This is a genomic window from Streptomyces sp. NPDC029169, assembly GCF_055563935.1.
Map to the genome: position 1 here is coordinate 1 of NZ_JBVHXA010000006.1, position 16261 is coordinate 16261.

Consider the following 16261-nt stretch of genomic DNA (forward strand, 5'->3'; position numbering starts at 1 on the left):
GAAAGAAGGGCGGGGGAGAGGGGGCTGGGGGGGGGGGGCGCGCGCCTCCCCCCCCCCCCCCCCCCCCCCCCCCCCCCCCCCCCCCCCCGGTGCGGGGTTCACTCACGTACGCCGGTCCGGTCAGCCGATCCGGGCGGGGCCGTTGCCCGCGGCTTCCACGACGGCGACATCGCGCTCGAACCACTCGTACTCGAGTTTCACCGTCGTGATGGCGACGGCGTTCGCCGCGGCGTCGAGATCCGGTACGGCCTGGTAGTCGGCCACCCAGGCGCGGTACAGGTTGTAGGACAGTGCTTTGGCTCCGGCCTCGTTGAAGATGTCGAGGGTGATGTTCTTGCGGAAGTCGCCGAGGTTGGTGCGGCTGTGGCTGGCGAAGTCGTTGACGAGGTTGGCCCAGTCCTCGAAGGCCGTGTCGTAGGTGATGCCCGCCTCCAGGGTCACCGCCTCGTACTTCGTCTTGCCGGGGAGCTTGCGCGCGACGATGTTCTCGCCGGCCTCCCGCCACTCCGTCATCTCGGTAGAACGTTTGAGGCCGGTCATCTTCGACAGCCCGGCGACGTAGACCCCGTCCCATTTGATCTTGAACCGGAAGTTGCGGTAGGGGTCGAATCGGTTGGTGCTCGCACTCATACGCATGAGGGGTCCGGCCCTTTCCTGGTACGGCCGACGGTCACACCGCCGACTGGTCGACCTTCTGGCTGAGGGTGAACACGACGAACTCGGCCGGCTTCAGCGGCGCGAACCCCACATGAAGGTTGACCACCCCGTTGTCGATGTCCTGCTGTGTGGTCGTCGTGGCGTCGCAGGCGACGAAGAACGCCTCGGCCGGTGTGGCCCCCTGGAAGGCCCCGGCCCGGAACTGCGTCAGCATGAACGCCCGGACGTTGAGCCGTAGCTGTGACCACAGCGGCTCGTCGTTCGGCTCGAAGACCGCCCACTGGATGCCCCGACGGATGCTGCCCCGCAGGAAGATCGCGGTGCGGCGGACCGGTACGTAACGCCAGGCCGCGTCGGTGGCGAGGGTGCGGGCACCCCAGGAGACGACGCCGTACCCCGGGAACCGGCGCAGGACGTTGAGGCCGATCGGGTTGAGGATGTCCTGGTCGGCGTCCTGGAGGTCGTCGCAGAGCCCGAGCGCCCCGGCCAGACCCGTTTCGGTGCCTGCCGGCGCCTTGAAGACGCCTCGGCTGTTGTCGATCCGCGCGTACAGGCCGGCGATGGCCCCGGACGGCGGCACCGCGATGCCGGGGTTGCGGCCCTTGCCGATCGGGTCCGACACCCGCAGCCACGGGTAGTAGGCCGCGCCGTAGTCGCTGGGCGTGGAGAGGGAGCGGATGAAGTCGCGGGCCGCGGCCTTGCCCCGCACGTCGGGGGCGGCCCCGGGGACCCGGGCGGCCTCGGGCATGAGCACCCCGACGTCGGCGACGAAGAAGGCGTCCTGGAACGGGCGGTTGCGGCAGTAGGCCATCCCCGCGCTCACGGTCAGGTCGTTGCCCGAGCCGGGGATGGCGATGATGTTGACGTCGTCGACTCCGTCGAAGGCGTACAGGCCCGTCCCCCGGTCGGGCCTGCCGACGAAGTGCCGGTCGCCCGGCGCCGGCACCCGGCCGTCCGAGCCGGGACCCGCCGAGACGGATCCGCCGGGGAAGCTGATTCCCGCGGGGAGCGCCGGCAGGGCGAAGGCGTGGACGGCGTCGACCGGACGCCCCCGGTCGACGTCGGCGGTCGGCGCCGGCTCGGTGGCGCGGATGCGCACGTGACGGGAGGCGGCGTTCACTTTGCGCTCGACGAAATTGCCCAGGGCGCGGTCCATGGAAAGGTTGTCGTGACTCTCGACAACCCGGCCGGCCTGGGTGACCTGGAGCGTGAACGTCGGGGGGCCGGCGGCGGTCGAGCGTGTGGTCCGTACGCTGAGCGGTTCGCCGAGCGAGACGTTCGACGAGACGGTGAACGCGGTCTCGCCATCCGTGTCCGCGAAGTCCAGGACATGTGCCTCGGCGGTGGCGGCGGGCCGCGCGTCGGCGAACGAGACCCCGCTCGGGACGACCGACTTGACGTAGACGTACCGCGAGGCGTTGTTGACCGCCGTGTCGACGAAGCCGTCGCTCGCGGGGTCCATGCTCAGCCCGTCGAAGGACTCGACCGGCACACCGCCGTCGAACACGGTGAGCCGGAACAGGTTCTGCGGGTCCGCGGTGCTCTCGGTGACGGCCAGGCCCACGGTGTTCGCCCAGGCGCCGGGCGAGCGGGCCACGACGGCCAGGGTCGGGTTGACCGTCGGGCTCTCGCGGTCGAGCAGGCCGACGCACGCCAGCGCGGCGTTGCCCGTGCCGGGGCCGTACCCCTCCTCCGGGTCGTCGTCGACGACGACCCGGACGATGTAGGCGCGCCGCCCGCCGTTGTCGAAGAACGCCTGGACGGCATAGGCCAGATAGCTGTCGCGACGGAATCCGCCGAAGATCCGGGTGAATTCCGTGAAGCTGGTGACGAGCGGTGCGCGCGGGGGCTCACCGAAAGGCATCCGGAATCCCGGGACGGGCCCTCTGTCCGCCAAGCCGACGAACCCGGCCGTCGAGGTGCTGACGCCCTCGATCGGCTTGACCGCGGAGGGCGCTTCGAGAACGTACACGCCAGGATGGAGCAACTCGGGCATCAGCCCTCCCATGGGGCGCAGACAGCGGGCCCGACGCCGGTCGCAGGCCTCGAGTCACAGGGCACCGACGGTCCCCAGGCAGCTTTCCAAAGCGGCTGGGCACTGTCAACGATCGGCGCAGGTGGCGGCCACCCGAATTCCCCTCGTACATCGCACTGCTGATGTGGCATCAGTCCTCCTCTGTTCGCGGTTCCGGAGCATCTGTTTCGCGGAGGTCCCGGCTTTCCCCTTCGACGCTCCGGCTGCGGAATTCGCGGCGGAACTCTCCGAGGATGGCGGTCTTCAGGCTGTGCACCGCCGGCGGCAGCGCCAGGTAGTTCGAGGCGTCGTCGGCACCGCCGAGCCACAGCTCACCCACGTGGTCCACCTGCCAGGCGACCCCGTCCGGGGTCCGTGGCCACCCGTCCGTGAAGCCCTGTGCCGCCGCGTCGCGGGTGGCGGCCTCGAACAGGGCGGTGTACTCGGGGCTGTAGCGCCCGGCCGCGATGCCTTCGCGTACCTGGCGTTGCATGGCCGCCGTACGGGCGACGTCGACGCCCGCGCTGCGAGGCGACTGGGCGAGCGTCAGCGCGTCCGCGGTCTCGATGTGCCGCATGATGTCGCGGACCAGCAGCTCACCCACCGGTGTGCCGTTGAGGGGGGCGAGGTGTTCCTCGAACCAGGCCGTCATCTGGGCCCGTTCGGCGGGATGGAGCAGGTCGACGTAGACCTCGTACTCCCGACGGGTGGCGCGGCGGGCCTGCCGGTCCAGCACGTCGTAGCCGGTCCGGGCGTCATAGCCGGGGTCGGCGGCCGTCCGGGCGGCGAGCCGGTCGGCCTCGTCGGCGATCCGGTTGAGCTCCACCGCGGCTTCCGGATCGCGCGTCCGGGCGGCCGCCCGCCGGGACCGGGCCGCGAGGGCGGTCACCCGGCCGGCGTCGACCGGCCGCAGGAGGCGGCGCTGGGCCGGGAGGTCCTCACGGATCCCGTGCAGCGCGCCCTCGACGTTCTCGCCGCGGCGCACGGCCGCGGCGAGGTCGCGCAGGGCGGCGAGGTGCGTGTCGATGAGGGAGGCGGCGGCGGGATCGCCGCCGGAGGTGCTCCGCCACCGGTACAGGCGCGCTCGCAGACGGGTGATCTCCGCGGTGGCCTCGGCCTCGGCAGGGGAGGGGACCCGTTCGGGCCGGGCGGTCCCCATGGCGGTGTGTTCCCCCGGCTGCCGGGCGGCGGGGTCGCCGGGTTCGGCCGTGCCGGTCCGGGTCCAGTCGTCCTCGCGCCGCTGACGGTAGAAGTCGTCGAGGTCGCGCATCACCCACTCGTACAGGGGACTCGCCGGGTCGAGATGCGTGGTCTCGTTGCCGTACTCGCGGCTGTATGCCTCCGGGGTGGGAACGTCGATACGTCGCGCGGGCTCTCCCGCGGCCGCCGGGATCTCGACCACGATCCGCATCGGGTTCGTGGTCACGGTGACCCGGGTGATACCCGTGGAGCCGTCGGGGCGTGTGGACTGGACGAACTCGGTGTGGCTGCCGCTGCGCAGGGCCGCCCGGACCGCCAGCGCGATGTCGGCGGGCGCCGGCATGCGCAGGACGATGACGTTCTCCGGGTTGGGGTGCAGGTGGACGAGCGCCTGCCAGCCGTCGCCGGCCGGGGCGCGGACGCTGAACTCGGTTCCGACCTGGACGGCGAACTCCCCGGTGTTCGGGTTGAAGAACAGCCCGACCTCGGCACCGCGGCCGGCGGCGACCGCATGGTCGTACGTCGCGACGGCCTGCTCGGCGGAGGTGGTGCGGCTGCCGAAGGGGCCGGGCCGCGGCGGCGGGGCCGCGGGATCCACCGGGCCGGGCGGACGCTCCTGCAAGAGCCGTACGCCGAGGATCTGGACGGCCAGGTCGCGCTCGGCGGTGTTGACGTCCGGCGCGTGGGGATCCCCGGGGCGCGTCGGCCGGGTCGTGCCGGCCGCCGTCCGGGCCTCGCCGGCCTCCTCGCGCGGACGGGTGGCTTCGGCGGTCGCCCGCTCGGCACCGCCCCCGGCGGCGGCCCGCCGGTCCGCCGCGAGCCGGCGGTCGGCCAGGGAACGGGCCTGGGCCACCAGGTCGGTGACGGCGGGTCCGACGGGGCCTTCCGCGCCGGCCGCGGCCCGCTCGCCGACAGCCGGAGCGGTGGTGCCGGCCGCTTCGGCGCCGCCCTCGGCGCGCGGCGGGGCGGCAGTGTCACGGACCGGCGGGCGGGGCGGCCCGCTCCCGTCGGCCAGGGCCTGCGCCTCCGGCGCGCCGGTGCCCGCGGGCAGCGGCGCTTCCTCGCCACCGGTGCGAGGCCGGGCGCCCTCCTCGTGGTGCGCAAGACCGCCTCCCATGGACACGACGGTGATCGCCCCGGACCGGAGCGCGCCGAGGAAGGCGCGGGCCCGCCGCGAGTCGCGCTCGCCCTCGGTCAGACCCTCGGCGCGGTCGATCTCGTTCCACTCGATGGCGAGTTGGACGGGGATGGTGATGAGCTGCTGGACGTTGCCCACGACCCCGTGGATGTGGAGGGCCGTCTCGGTCCGCTCCAGGCGGTTGATCCAGCTCGGCAGCCGTCCGGCCGCGCGCCCGCTCTCCGCGACGCCCCGAGCGACGAAGGCACCGACACTCAGCGTGGAGGCGAGGCCGCCCACGACACCGAGAACGTCGAAGAGGGTGCCGACCTCCCAGCCGTGTCCGGTACGGGCACGCCTGGCCAGCGCGTCGATGGCGGTGATGGCGCCCGCGATGCCACCGACGGCGCCGATGGCGACCCCGAGGCCTCCCGTGGCGAAGATCGCGGCGATCTCGGCGACGGTGGCGAGGTCGCGCAGCCGCTGCATGGCCCGGGCGCGGGAGCCGGGGGCCGAGCGCATCGCGGGCTCGATGGGGACGGGGGCGCCGAGTGCGGTGTCGAGGTCGGCGGGCAGCCGGATGGCGAGTGTGCCGCGGCCATACCCGGCGTTCTCGGCGAAGACACGGAACGCATCGCGAATGGCGGTGGCCTGTCCGGCGTGGCCGGGCAGGGAGCCGCGCCCGATGTAGATGTCGCGGGTGCCGGGGGAGGTGATGTCGACCAGGGCCCACCGGCGGGAGCCCTCGCGGGATTCGGCGAGTTCGCCGAGCATCGTGCGGACCTCGGTGACCTGGCCGTTCTCCTCGCTGGCGAGGGCGAGGCGCGGACGGAACCCGGTGACGCCGCCGACCGGCGTGAACCGGGCGTGCTGCTGCCCGACCCAGGCCGCGTGCTCGTCGTTCTCGCCGGCGAACTGGGTCAGCTGCCGCTGGGTGGCGGCGACGCAGTCCTCGACCGACTGGCCGGTGCGCAGGAGCTGGATGTCGAGCAGCACCTCGTCGTCGGACAGCTGCGTGAGAGGGGCCCGCTGCGCGCGGTGGGCCTGGAGCTGCTGGGCGGCGGTCAGACGGCGGCGCAGGGCGCTGAGCGTCTGGGTGTAGGTCTCGAAGCCGCCCGCGCGGCCGGCGGCGACGAGCCGCTCCAGGTTGGCGCGGGCCACCGCGATGCGGCGCGGGTCGCCGGAGGCGAGAGCCGCGTCGAGTTCGGCCCTGGCGGCGGCGAGCGAGGTGGCCTCGCGGTCCGCGCCCTCGGCGGCCCGGGTGCCGAGGGAGGCGATACGTACCGGCTTCACCGCGATGCTCGACGCCCGGAGCACGTGGTGCTCCGGGTCGGCGGCCGCCTCGTCCGACCACTGCGGCGTCGCCACGCAGCGCACGAGGAAGTCGCCTTCGCGGTCGAAGCCGATGGAGCGCTCGTTCAGTGGCTGGGTCACGGCGTCGATGAAGCTCCCGATGACGGAGCCCAGCAGGCGGACGGTGTTCGAGAGTCCGATGACCATGAGGTACGAAGCGCGGGCCTGCCAGGGCCAGTTCTCCTCGCTCATCATCTCGAGGTCCCGCTGCTGGTCCTCGGCGACCGCGGCGGCGTCGCGCGAGAGGGTGGTGCCGAGCGCGCCCAGGCCGGTCTGCGCCTCTCCCTGGCCCACGGCGGTCGTCCTCGACCGGCCCTCCGCCTGCGCGCGGGTGAGCCCGGTGACGTCGATGATCTCCCAGTAGAACTGGACGGTCTGCATCCGGTTGAAGACCTCGTCCTGGAAGCCGAGGGACCGGGCCGCGTAGTCGAGGGCCATGGTGAACCGGTTGGTCGCCCCCGAGGTGCTGATCGCCGGTTCCTCGGGCTCGATGCCCGCCATGGTGATCTGTGACGGGTAGGCCGGGGCGTTGGCGCCGGTGCGCCCGCCCGGCACCCGTTCTCCGGGGGTGATGGCGGCGCCCGACGCACGGGCCTGTGCCTGCGCTTCCTGCGGGGGGACGACGGCGGCGGCCGAGCCTGCGGGCGGCGGCGTGAAGCCGGTCGTACGGGCGCCGTCGGCGATGCTCTGGCGGGCGCTCGGGTCCCGGGACTCCTGGAGGGCGCGTTCCGCCGCGTCGACGCGCCGTTCCAGGGCGGCCGGGGACTCGCCCTCGCGCAGCGGGATCGTGGTCGCGGCCCGGTCGATGGTGATGGTGAGCTGCGGCGTACCGGTCCGGCTCACTCCGGCGCGGTACGCCGCCGGCCCGCGCAGCACGCCGGGCGCGCGGGGCGGGGTGCCGGCGCCCGGAGCGGTGGCGCCCGGCCCGGCTCCCGACGCGGTGGCCGGGTCGGTGCCCGGTCCGGCGCCTTCCGCGCCCGTACCGGTCGAGCGGTCGGCCGCGCCGCCCCCGCCGGCGCCCTCCCCGCGCGCACCCGCGCCGGGGCCCTCTCCCGTCCCGCCGGCTCCGCCTGACCGCCGCCGGCGCAGGCGGGCCGCCGCGTCGCGCGCCCAGCCCGGCGCCTCCACCTCGGTCCCCGCCGCCCCGCGGGCGCGTCGGCTCAGGGAGCGGGCCAGCTCCGGCGGGACGAGGACGCCGGGCATGAACGCCACGAGCACGCTCTCCCCGGCGCGGCGCCCGGGTTCCGGCACCCCGGTATAACGCCGGAACGACTGGATGGCGAGGTGCTCCGCGCGCAGGCCGAGGAACCAGACGATCCCGGTGCGGTGTTCGCGCAGGAGGACGACCGGCGCGTCGAGCATCGTCGGATGCGAGGTGTCCTGCTCGAACAGGTCCCGTACCGAGCCGTCGGGCCGCACGACCACGATGTAGTTCTCGATGTACAGGAAGCACTCGGACGGCCGCAGCACGTTCGGAGAGACCCCGCGCGCGACGGCCTCGGCGTCGAGGGTGATCGTTCGCAGGTCGGTGAAGAGGGTCGGCAGCACGGCGATGAACGCGGCCGGATCGGCTCCGGTGTCGATCGGATCGAAGGGCGCGGGCTGCTGCGACGCACGATGCAGGTCGTGCTGCACACGGGCCGTGCCCTGGTGCGCCTGGACCGCGACGTGCGCGAGTTCATGGGCGAGCAGTCGCCGCCCGGCGGGGGTTCCCGTGCCGTCCCAGTCGGCCCCCAGAACGACGTGTGCGCCGAAGGCGTACGCCCGGGCTCCGAGCGCGGCCGCGGTGCCCGCGGCCGCCGCCCCCCGGTGCAGCCGGACCGGCTTCAGGTCCACCCCGAGCGCGTGCCCGGCGGCCTCCCGCAGTGCGGGGGCGAGCGGTTCGCCCGGCGTGCCGGTGCCGACGGCGGCCTCGGGCGCGGCGGGGCGACCGGTGGGCGGGGCGGGTCCCTCGGCGAGGCCGCCGGTCGCGGCCCGTTCCCGGGCGGCGCCCGGCGGTGCGGCCGACCGCGATCCGGTCGTCTGCGGGCCGCGCAGCAGGGCGTCCTCGATGACCGGCAGCAGTGCCTCCGCGACGGCGTCCGCGTGCCGCTCGGCGGCTTCCGTCTCCGCTCCGCGGGGCGCGGCGCGCAGCAGGCTCGCCACGGCTTCGACGTGTGGCGGTCGCACCGGCGGCGCCGCCTCCGAGGCACGGGGCGCCCGTCCGCCGCTCACCGCCCCGGCCCCGCCGCCGCCGTCCCGACGGGCGCACCCGTACGGGCGGTTCCGGCCCGTGTCTCCGTACGGGCGGATCCGTGCGGCGCCCCGGCTGCGGACCCGGCTGGTGTCTCCGTACGGGCGGATCCGGCCGGAGTCCCCGTGCGGGGGGAACCGGTCGGTGGCTTCGTGCGAGATGCGTCGGCCGGCAGTCCGGCGTAGAACTTCCGGTCGCGCTGCGGCAGCCAGCGTGGAGGCGGCACCCGGCGCCACCCGGCGAGCCCGCCCGGGCCGCCCACGTCGAAGTGCCATGTGTTGCCGGGGTGGCGTACGTACACGAAACGGCCACGCGCCCGCACGGCCGCAGGGCGGGCATGGCGGCGCAACGCCGCCTCGGCGAAGTGCACGTCCTCGCCGAGCGAGGAGTCGGGGAAGCCGCCGCTGTTGAGCCACCAGGTGCGGGGGAAGGCCAGGGTGCCGCAGAGGAAGAGCCCGGCGAACAGGCACCAGTCGGGGGTGTCGCACTCCCAGTACCAGCCGGTCCGGATGTCCAGGAACACGGGCGCGCCGAGGCCGGTGACGTCCGCCGTGCCGGCCGTGATCGGCGCGGTCTGGGCGGAGATCCGGGTGGGTCCGTGCCAGTCGTCGTCGTCCCAGCCGACAACGATCTCCCCGCGCGCCGCCTGGGCGGCGATATTGCGCTTGATCCCGATCGACCGGGGCTCCCGCAGCCCGATGTAGCGCACGCGCGGGTCGGCCGGCATGAGGTCGGCGACCGGGTCCGCACCGTCGTCGACGACGATCAGTTCGCGTGCCGGATAGTCCTGGGCGAGGAAGCAGGCGAGTGCCTGCGCGACGAAGGGACGCCGGTCACGGGTCGGCATGACGCAGGTCACCAGCGGGTGTTCAACGGCCATGGGCGGAGCTCCCTGTGGGGGCGAGCGAGGAGTAGAAGGCGAGGTCCTCGGCGGACAGCGGACCGGGCCCCTCGACGCGGTTCCAGCCGGGAGGTCCGTCCTCCGGGGTGAAGTCGAAGCGCCACGAATTGCGTCCGTGGCGGATGTAGACGTACGTGCCGCGATTGCCGAGGGCCCGGATCCGCGCCCCGGCGTCGGCGAACCGCTGCACCAGCCCGACGTCCTCGCCGAGCGAGGCGTCGGGGTAACCGCCGACACGGCGCCACCAGTCCAGCGGGTAGGCGAGGGTGCCGGCCGCCAGCGCCTCGACGGGCGCGTACCGCGGATCGGCCGCCTCCTGCTCGCGCGTCGACCAGAGGCGCATGCTCCGTACGTCGAGCAGGAGGTTGACCCCTATGCCGGTGAGGTCGGCGGTTCCGCGCAGGAGGTTCTCGACCTGGCGGCTCACGCGCTCCGGGCCGAACCAGTCGTCGTCGTCCCACTGGATGACGAACTCGCCCCGCGCGCTCTCGCAGGCGATGTCGCGTTTGTGTCCGATGGTCGCCCGCTCGTCGAGTCGGATATAGCGCACGTGCTCCACGCCGGCCACGAGGTCCTCGACCGGCTCGGATCCGTCGTCCACGACGACGAGTTCGAGCCGCGGGTAGTCCTGACCGCTCAGGTTGCGCAGCGCCTGCGGGATGAAGCGGCGGCGGTTGAACGTCGGCATGACGCAGGTCACGAGCGGCAGCGCCGACCCGCGCAGCGCGACCCCCGCGGCGGCAGGACCGGCCGTCCGAACGGTCGCGGTCGCCGGCGGCGCGGCGGCCGCGCCGCCCGGAGCCGCCGGGCCCGGTCCCTCCGGCCCGGCCGTCGGTTCCGGCGTGTCGGAGCGCGGGACGTGACCAGGCGCGAGGGCCCCGAACCGCAGCCCCCAGTCGAACGCGGCGCCACCGAGCAGGCACTCGACGGTCCCTCGCGGAAAGCCGGGCTGACCGGGTTCGGGCGGGTAGGCCCCCGGGTGCACCAGGACCGCGAGATGGGCCTCACGCGGGACATGGAAGGGACCGTCGGGTACGTCCAGGACGAAGCAGCCCGCATCGTCGGTCAGGGTCCCGCCGCGCGCGGCGAACGGGCGGGCAGCCCAGGCCCGTCGGGTGAGGCAGACGGTCGCACCGAACAGGCGGGGCGGCTGCGACCACGGCGCGGCGTTCCCGGCCCAGCTCTCACCGGCCGCGGGGTCCCACACCACGGCCGAGGCGGCCGCCGACAGGTCCCGACCGCTGCGGAGCAGAGCGTCGGCCTGGTAGCGCAGCCGCCACGACGGGTACCAGGAATCCGGCTCCCACAGGGCCAGCAGATCCCCGTGCGCGGCCGCGCAGCCTGCGTCGCGCGCGGCGGCCGCGCTCGTGTCCGCGGGCACGGTGACCACCCGGACGGGCGGCCCGTCATCGGCGGGTGCGTCTTCACCGCCGGTGTCGCGCGTGACGAGCACCAGCTCGCGGGGCTCGTGGTCCTGTTCGGCGAACAGGCGCATCGCGCGGGCGGTCGTCGCGGGGTCGTCGCCGACCAGGACGCACGAGACCAGGAGCGCGCCCGCCCCGGTCGGTGCCGTCGCCTCCGGCGCCCGCGCGAGCCGCTGAGCCGTCCGCTCCGGCAGGGAGCCCCGGGGCGTCACCCTGCCGCTCCCGTCCACGCCCGGGGCACGGCCGTCATCGGTACGGCCGACGCCGGTACGGCCTTCACCGGTACGGGCGGCTCCCGCACGGCCGTCACCCGTCCGGGAGCCACCGGTACCGGCGGCTCCGCCTCGCCCGCGAGGAGGCGGTCCTCCATCCGCCGGAGGAAATCCTCCAGTTCGACCACGTCCATCACGGGGCCCGCGCCTTCCGTCTGCCACTGGAGCGCCGCGTCCACCAGCCACGGGTCCCGGAGCCGGTCGCGGGCCCAGCGGCCGCCCTCGATCTTCGAGCAGATGACGCCCTCCGCGGCGTAGCGCCAGTCACGGCAGGCGTTGAGCACGCGGTACTGCGGGGGCAGCCAGCGCATGGCGAGCTCGGCCCGCAGCGCGGACAGATAGGCCGCGCGGGCGACCGGGGCGAAGACCTGGACGGGGTGCGGGCCGGTCAGGGCGATGCCGTGGTCGAGGCAGCAGGCGAAGTGCATCACCATCCGCCGGTCGCCCCCGGGTTCCTCGTCCGCGGTCCTGGGCTCGCCCCAGAAGGTGAGGAGTTTCATCTCGCAGCGAGGAGCGGGCGAGCGGGTGGCCGCGGCGGTCCCGGTGACGACGGCCAGGTCCATCCCCTTGACGCCGTACGGGCGGGGCACCGCCGCGATCTGCCGGGCCAGGGCCAGCGCGGCGTCCCGACGCAGTGGCTCGGCGACCACGGCCACGACATCGACGTCGCTGCGGCCAGGGAGGAAGGTGCCGATGACCCCGGAGCCGTACAGGTACGCCCCGATGAGGTCGGCGCTCCGGTTGCGCCGCAGCACCTCGACGCAGGCCCGCAGATACCGGTCGGCGGGCGGGTCGAGCAGTCCCACGAGCGGCGGGCGGCCGCGCACGGCCGTCACCGCACCTCCCCGACCTCGAAGGACGAGGAGAACCGGCTGGGTTGGCCGTTGCCCTGTCCGTCCAGGGGGCGCCCGTCCCCGTCGAGGATGACGTGGGCCCCGTCACCGTGCAGGTCGACGATGTACAGGCCGGGGACGATCAGGGAGTCGCGGTCGGCGGGGGTGAAGGTGAAGCCCCGTACCATCCCGGGCGCTTCCTCGCCGAAGGGCGCCAGGGTGCCCTCCACCGTGGTGAAGCCGATGGGGTCCGCGAGCGGCGCCATGCTCACCTCCACCGACTGCGCGGTGAGGGTGTCGCGCTGGACGGGTTTGTCGAACTCCACCCGGATCACAGGCGGGAACTCCGGCAGCGAGGCGCCTTCGGGCGGGTCGATCACGCTGACGCGCGGCGCAGTCTGTGTCAGGGCCGGACCGAAGGTGAACGACGCGACGAAGGCGCTGGGCGTGCCGTCGCCGTCCCCGTCGAGCCCGAGCCCGTCGGTGTCGACGATCGCACTCGACAGGGTCAGCGTGTAGGAGCCGGGACCGGCCCAGCCCGGGTCCGCCGGTGTGAAGGTGATGCCCGAGCAGGTCTCGGCGGCGGGGTCGAAGGGGAACGGGTCGACGGTGCCGGCGACCCGGACGAAGCCGGGCCCGCGGACGACCACAGTGTTGAAGCCCGAGAGGCTCGCCCGGCGCACGTCCTTGGTGAACATCACGGTGATCGCCTGGGGCGCGAGGAGCAGCGAGGTCCCGGGCTCCGGGTTGACGTCGGCCACCCGCACCGGTGCGGGCTCCCCGGCGAGAAAGAACCAGCTCTCGAAGTCTCCGCCGGTGCGGCCGTCGCCCGAGGGCAGCCGAAGGTCGGTCACCATGTCGTACCCGTCGCGAGTGAGTCGGCCGAACACGGTCCCGTCGAGCGGCCGTTGCCCCGCCGCGTCGAGGATCTTGTCGCCGTGCAGGACGACGACGGCGCGCAGGTTCGGGGCGCCGTCCACGATCCGCAGCCGGTCCCGCCACTGGCCGACACGGATCGGGTCCAGCGGGGTTCGCGGCCGGAAAGCGACCTGGTCGGGGCCGGCCGTGACGATGCAGGGTACGCGCAGGGCGTGGACGAGGGGGTCGGTCGGGTCGGGCACCTGCAGCCATACTTCGACGGTGCGGTCGGTGAGTGTGGCGGGGGCCATCGGCTCGGTGAAGCGCACCGTGAGGCCCTGGTTGAACGTGGTGACGGGCAGCGGCCGGTCGTTGCGCCAGCTGATGCCGTCCTGCCGGACCCGCGGCTGGGTCTTCGGGGCGAGCGCTTCGATGGCCTCCTGGACATTCGAGGCGCCCAGCGCGGTGCGGCTGTCGTCGTACTGGACGTGCCGCGCCCGCAGGTCGGTGAGGGGATCGAACACGGGAACGCAGTCAATCGCGCGGTCGAGGGTGATCCCGGCCTCCGGGTCGCCTCTCCAGTGCAGGACCGCGAGGGGGGTGCGGTGCCGCCGGATCCCGTGCGGCGGTACTCCGTCCAGGTCCTCCACGGACGCGTCACGCGCCCGTGTCGTGAACCACCAGTACGAGGAGGCGCGGAAGTCGTACCCGCTGAAGCGGACCTTCACCCCCTCGCCGAGGTCCACGTCCTCGGGTCCGACGAACCCGAGGCCGTCCCACCGGCGCAGCACCACATGGTCCGCACGCACCTCGGCGCTGCGCGCCGGAGTGAGCAGCGGGTGGGCGGCGTCGAGCGTGACGGTGAGCGTGTCGGGGTCGGGGTCGGCCGCGATGCGGCACAGCATGCCGTGCCCCGGGCCCAGTTCGTCGGCGTCTCCGCCGATCTCGACGAGGTCCCCCACGCGCAGCATGCTCGCCCGGTCGCGGCCCAGGCTGCCGACCTGGACGGTGGTGGTCGCCGTGGTGAGGTCCGTGCGCAGCACGGCCGTGACCGCGGTGGCGAAACTCGCGTTGTCCGCCGACCACTTGAAGCGGGCCCGCGGTACGAGCTCGGCGCCGGCCGGGTAGGGGGAGCGCAGCGGGCCGGCGAGGGTGGCCAGGCCGGTCACGGAGTCGAAGCTCACGACTCCGACGGGCTCGGCCGACTCTCCCGTACGGACGTACCAGCCCCGGCGCGCGAGCCGTCCCGCCGCGGTCTCCGCGGGACTGGGTCCCTCTCCCGGCACCAGCCGCAGCGACGTGGCCCCGGCGGGGGCCGCCTCGGCGAGCCGGGCCACATCCCGCCGGGGGAACAGCGCCGCGCCGCTGGCCACGGTGTAGCCGGCATGGCGTGTCGGGAGGGTGAGCCGTACCACGCCCGTGTCGTCCACGGAGGAGATCGACACCGCCTCGCGCAGCGCCGTGGGACCGGGCCCGGCCACCAGGTCCCAGCCCCCGACGAGGAGGGCGGCCCGCTGGGGCGCGGTCAGCTCGCCCACCCTCAGCTCGGCGCTGCCGCCCGGCGCATCGGCGGTGAGGGGGACCGCGCTGGGCGCCAGCGCGCCGAGCATCTCGCCGGAGTCGTGGATCTCGACGCGGTAGAGACGGTTCTCCCGTCCGGTGTACGCGCCACCCGCGGGCACGTCGCAGGGGTTCTGCGGGGGAGCGGCGGAGGTGACGACGGTGGAGAGCCGGCCGGTTCCGTCGTCCGGCAGGTAGGCCGCGGCGTGCGTGCAGTCCAGGGAGGCGGGCCGGTGCGCCGCGGGCACCGGCACCACCTTGACCTGGGCGACGGTACGGAGCCGCACGGTGGTGTCGGGGCCGCCGAGCGCGACCTCGCGACGGTCCTCCTGGAGGTGGCCGACCAGTCGGCGCCAGACCTCCAGGTAGGCGACGGCGACCGTGGTCTCGACCGGGTCGAGCAGTTCGGCCGCCGGGGTCTCACCTCCCGCCCCGGCCGCCGGGTCCAGGGCGCTGGATCCGCCGGCGGCCAGGACCGAGCCGTCGTCGAGCACGGTGGCCCGGTGCCAGGCTCGGGCCTCGGCGAGGGGACGGCCCGCCGTCCACCGGTCGGCGCCGGGGTCGTACAGCTCCACCGAGGCGAGCGGGCGGTCGCCCCGGTGTCCGCCGGCGACGAGGACCTGGCCGGCCACGACACGGACGGCCGTGTGCCCGGTGCGCGCGGACGCGAGGGCCGCGGCGGGCCGCCAGGCCGGGGCCGCAGGGTCGAACAGCTCGCACGAGGACAGTGGCTGGCCGGCCGCGAAGCCCCCGACGACGAGGGCACGCCCGTCCGCGAGGAGTGTCACCGAGTGGCCCTCGCGCGCCGTGGCGAGGCCGGGTGCGGAGCGCCACTGGTCGGCGACGGGGTCGTAGAGCTCGGCGGACGCCTCGACGGTGCCCTGCCGGTGTCCGCCGGCGACGAGGACCGACCCGGCGAGCGGCGGCTGGTTCAGCCGTACCGCGGTGTGTCTGCCGCGTGGCCGCGTCATGCTCGCGACGGTGGTCCAGGTGCCGGTGGCCGGGGTGTAGACCTCGGCGTCGGCGAGGGCGTCGGTGCCGGACGTGGAACCGAGGGAGCCGCCGGTACGGGCGAAGCCGCCCGCGACCAGCAGGCGGCCGTCGGCCAGCATGGTGGCGGTGTGGCCGAAGCGGGCCCGCGCGAGCGGGGCGGTCGCCGTCCAGGTGCCGGTGGCGGGGTCGTAGAGCTCCGCCGCCGCGAGCGCGAGCCCGGCCGGACCGAGCCCGCCGGTCACCAGGATCCGCCGGTCGGGCAGCACGGTGACGGAGTGCCAGGCGCGGGCGAGGGCCATCGCGGCCGTCGGCGACCAGGTGGCCGTGACCGGGTCGAACAGCTCGGCCGTCGAGGTGACCGCTCCCGCGGAGGTGCCCCCGCACACCAGGACGCGGGCCACCTGGGTTAGTGCTCCCGGCCGCGCGAGGGCGGCGCCGTGGCCGGCCCGCGCGCTGCCCATGTCGCCGACGAGCTGCCAGCCGCTGCTGGTCGCGGACGGCAGTGGCAGCGGCGGGGCGCCGGGATGGTCCGGTTGCGTCGCGTAGGTGGTGCGGGCCGGGTTCACGACCAGGATCCCGTCGAGGTACAGATGCCCGGCGGGCCCCGCACCGCCCCCGATGGTGAGCTCGCCGTTCCCACCGTCGCCGAGTCGGAACGCGGTACCCGGCGCCGGCCGGCCCCGGGCGCCGACGACGTCACGAACGTGGAGTTCGAGCCGGCGCAGGCGGGCGAGCGTGGCCTCGTTCCAGTCCGAGTCGAGCCAGAGCCGCCCCTGCTGCTGCAACCATTCGTCCCCCGACGCGTCGTCGACGCGGAGTCGAGAGAAGTCGGCTTTCATGCGGCTC

Annotated in this window: 7 protein-coding genes; all 7 read right to left on the reverse strand. The window is 74.7% G+C overall.

Translation table 11 applies throughout. From position 1 onward, the window contains the following. Nucleotides 1-120: 120 nt before the first annotated feature. The 7 genes from ACZ4VI_RS13370 to ACZ4VI_RS13400 all read right to left on the reverse strand — a co-directional run bounded on the left by ACZ4VI_RS13370 (nucleotide 121) and on the right by ACZ4VI_RS13400 (nucleotide 16254). Nucleotides 121-630 (reverse strand): phage tail protein, encoded by a 510-nt coding sequence (locus ACZ4VI_RS13370; RefSeq protein ID WP_467999323.1) that lies wholly within the window; start codon nucleotides 628-630, stop codon nucleotides 121-123. A 40-nt stretch (nucleotides 631-670) separates the two neighbouring features. Then, nucleotides 671-2653 (reverse strand): phage tail sheath family protein, encoded by a 1983-nt coding sequence (locus tag ACZ4VI_RS13375; RefSeq protein WP_467999324.1) that lies wholly within the window; start codon nucleotides 2651-2653, stop codon nucleotides 671-673. A gap of 169 nt (nucleotides 2654-2822) precedes the next feature. After that, a complete protein-coding gene (locus ACZ4VI_RS13380; protein WP_467999325.1) occupies nucleotides 2823-8510 on the reverse strand; it encodes an eCIS core domain-containing protein in 5688 nt (1895 codons plus the stop codon). A gap of 41 nt (nucleotides 8511-8551) precedes the next feature. Then, nucleotides 8552-9454 (reverse strand): glycosyltransferase family 2 protein, encoded by a 903-nt coding sequence (locus ACZ4VI_RS13385; RefSeq protein WP_467999326.1) that lies wholly within the window; start codon nucleotides 9452-9454, stop codon nucleotides 8552-8554. Beyond that, nucleotides 9444-11111, reverse strand: coding sequence for a glycosyltransferase family 2 protein (locus ACZ4VI_RS13390; protein ID WP_467999327.1), 1668 nt, complete (start codon nucleotides 11109-11111; stop codon nucleotides 9444-9446). The genes ACZ4VI_RS13385 and ACZ4VI_RS13390 overlap by 11 nt, the downstream gene beginning before the upstream one ends. Further along, the gene (locus ACZ4VI_RS13395; RefSeq protein ID WP_467999328.1) at nucleotides 11108-12007 is read right to left on the reverse strand and encodes an aminoglycoside adenylyltransferase domain-containing protein; all 900 of its coding nucleotides are present in this window, start codon (nucleotides 12005-12007) and stop codon (nucleotides 11108-11110) included. Before ACZ4VI_RS13395 ends, ACZ4VI_RS13390 begins: the two co-directional genes overlap by 4 nt. Further along, nucleotides 12004-16254 (reverse strand): DUF6519 domain-containing protein, encoded by a 4251-nt coding sequence (locus ACZ4VI_RS13400; RefSeq protein ID WP_467999329.1) that lies wholly within the window; start codon nucleotides 16252-16254, stop codon nucleotides 12004-12006. The genes ACZ4VI_RS13395 and ACZ4VI_RS13400 overlap by 4 nt, the downstream gene beginning before the upstream one ends. Nucleotides 16255-16261 lie beyond the last annotated feature (7 nt).

Coding starts and splice junctions, on each gene's coding strand:
- ACZ4VI_RS13385 (WP_467999326.1), bottom strand. CDS start 9,454: ATGGCCGTTGAACACCCGCTGGTGACCTGCGTCATGCCGACCCGTGAC.
- ACZ4VI_RS13370 (WP_467999323.1), bottom strand. CDS start 630: ATGAGTGCGAGCACCAACCGATTCGACCCCTACCGCAACTTCCGGTTC.
- ACZ4VI_RS13375 (WP_467999324.1), bottom strand. CDS start 2,653: ATGCCCGAGTTGCTCCATCCTGGCGTGTACGTTCTCGAAGCGCCCTCC.
- ACZ4VI_RS13400 (WP_467999329.1), bottom strand. CDS start 16,254: ATGAAAGCCGACTTCTCTCGACTCCGCGTCGACGACGCGTCGGGGGAC.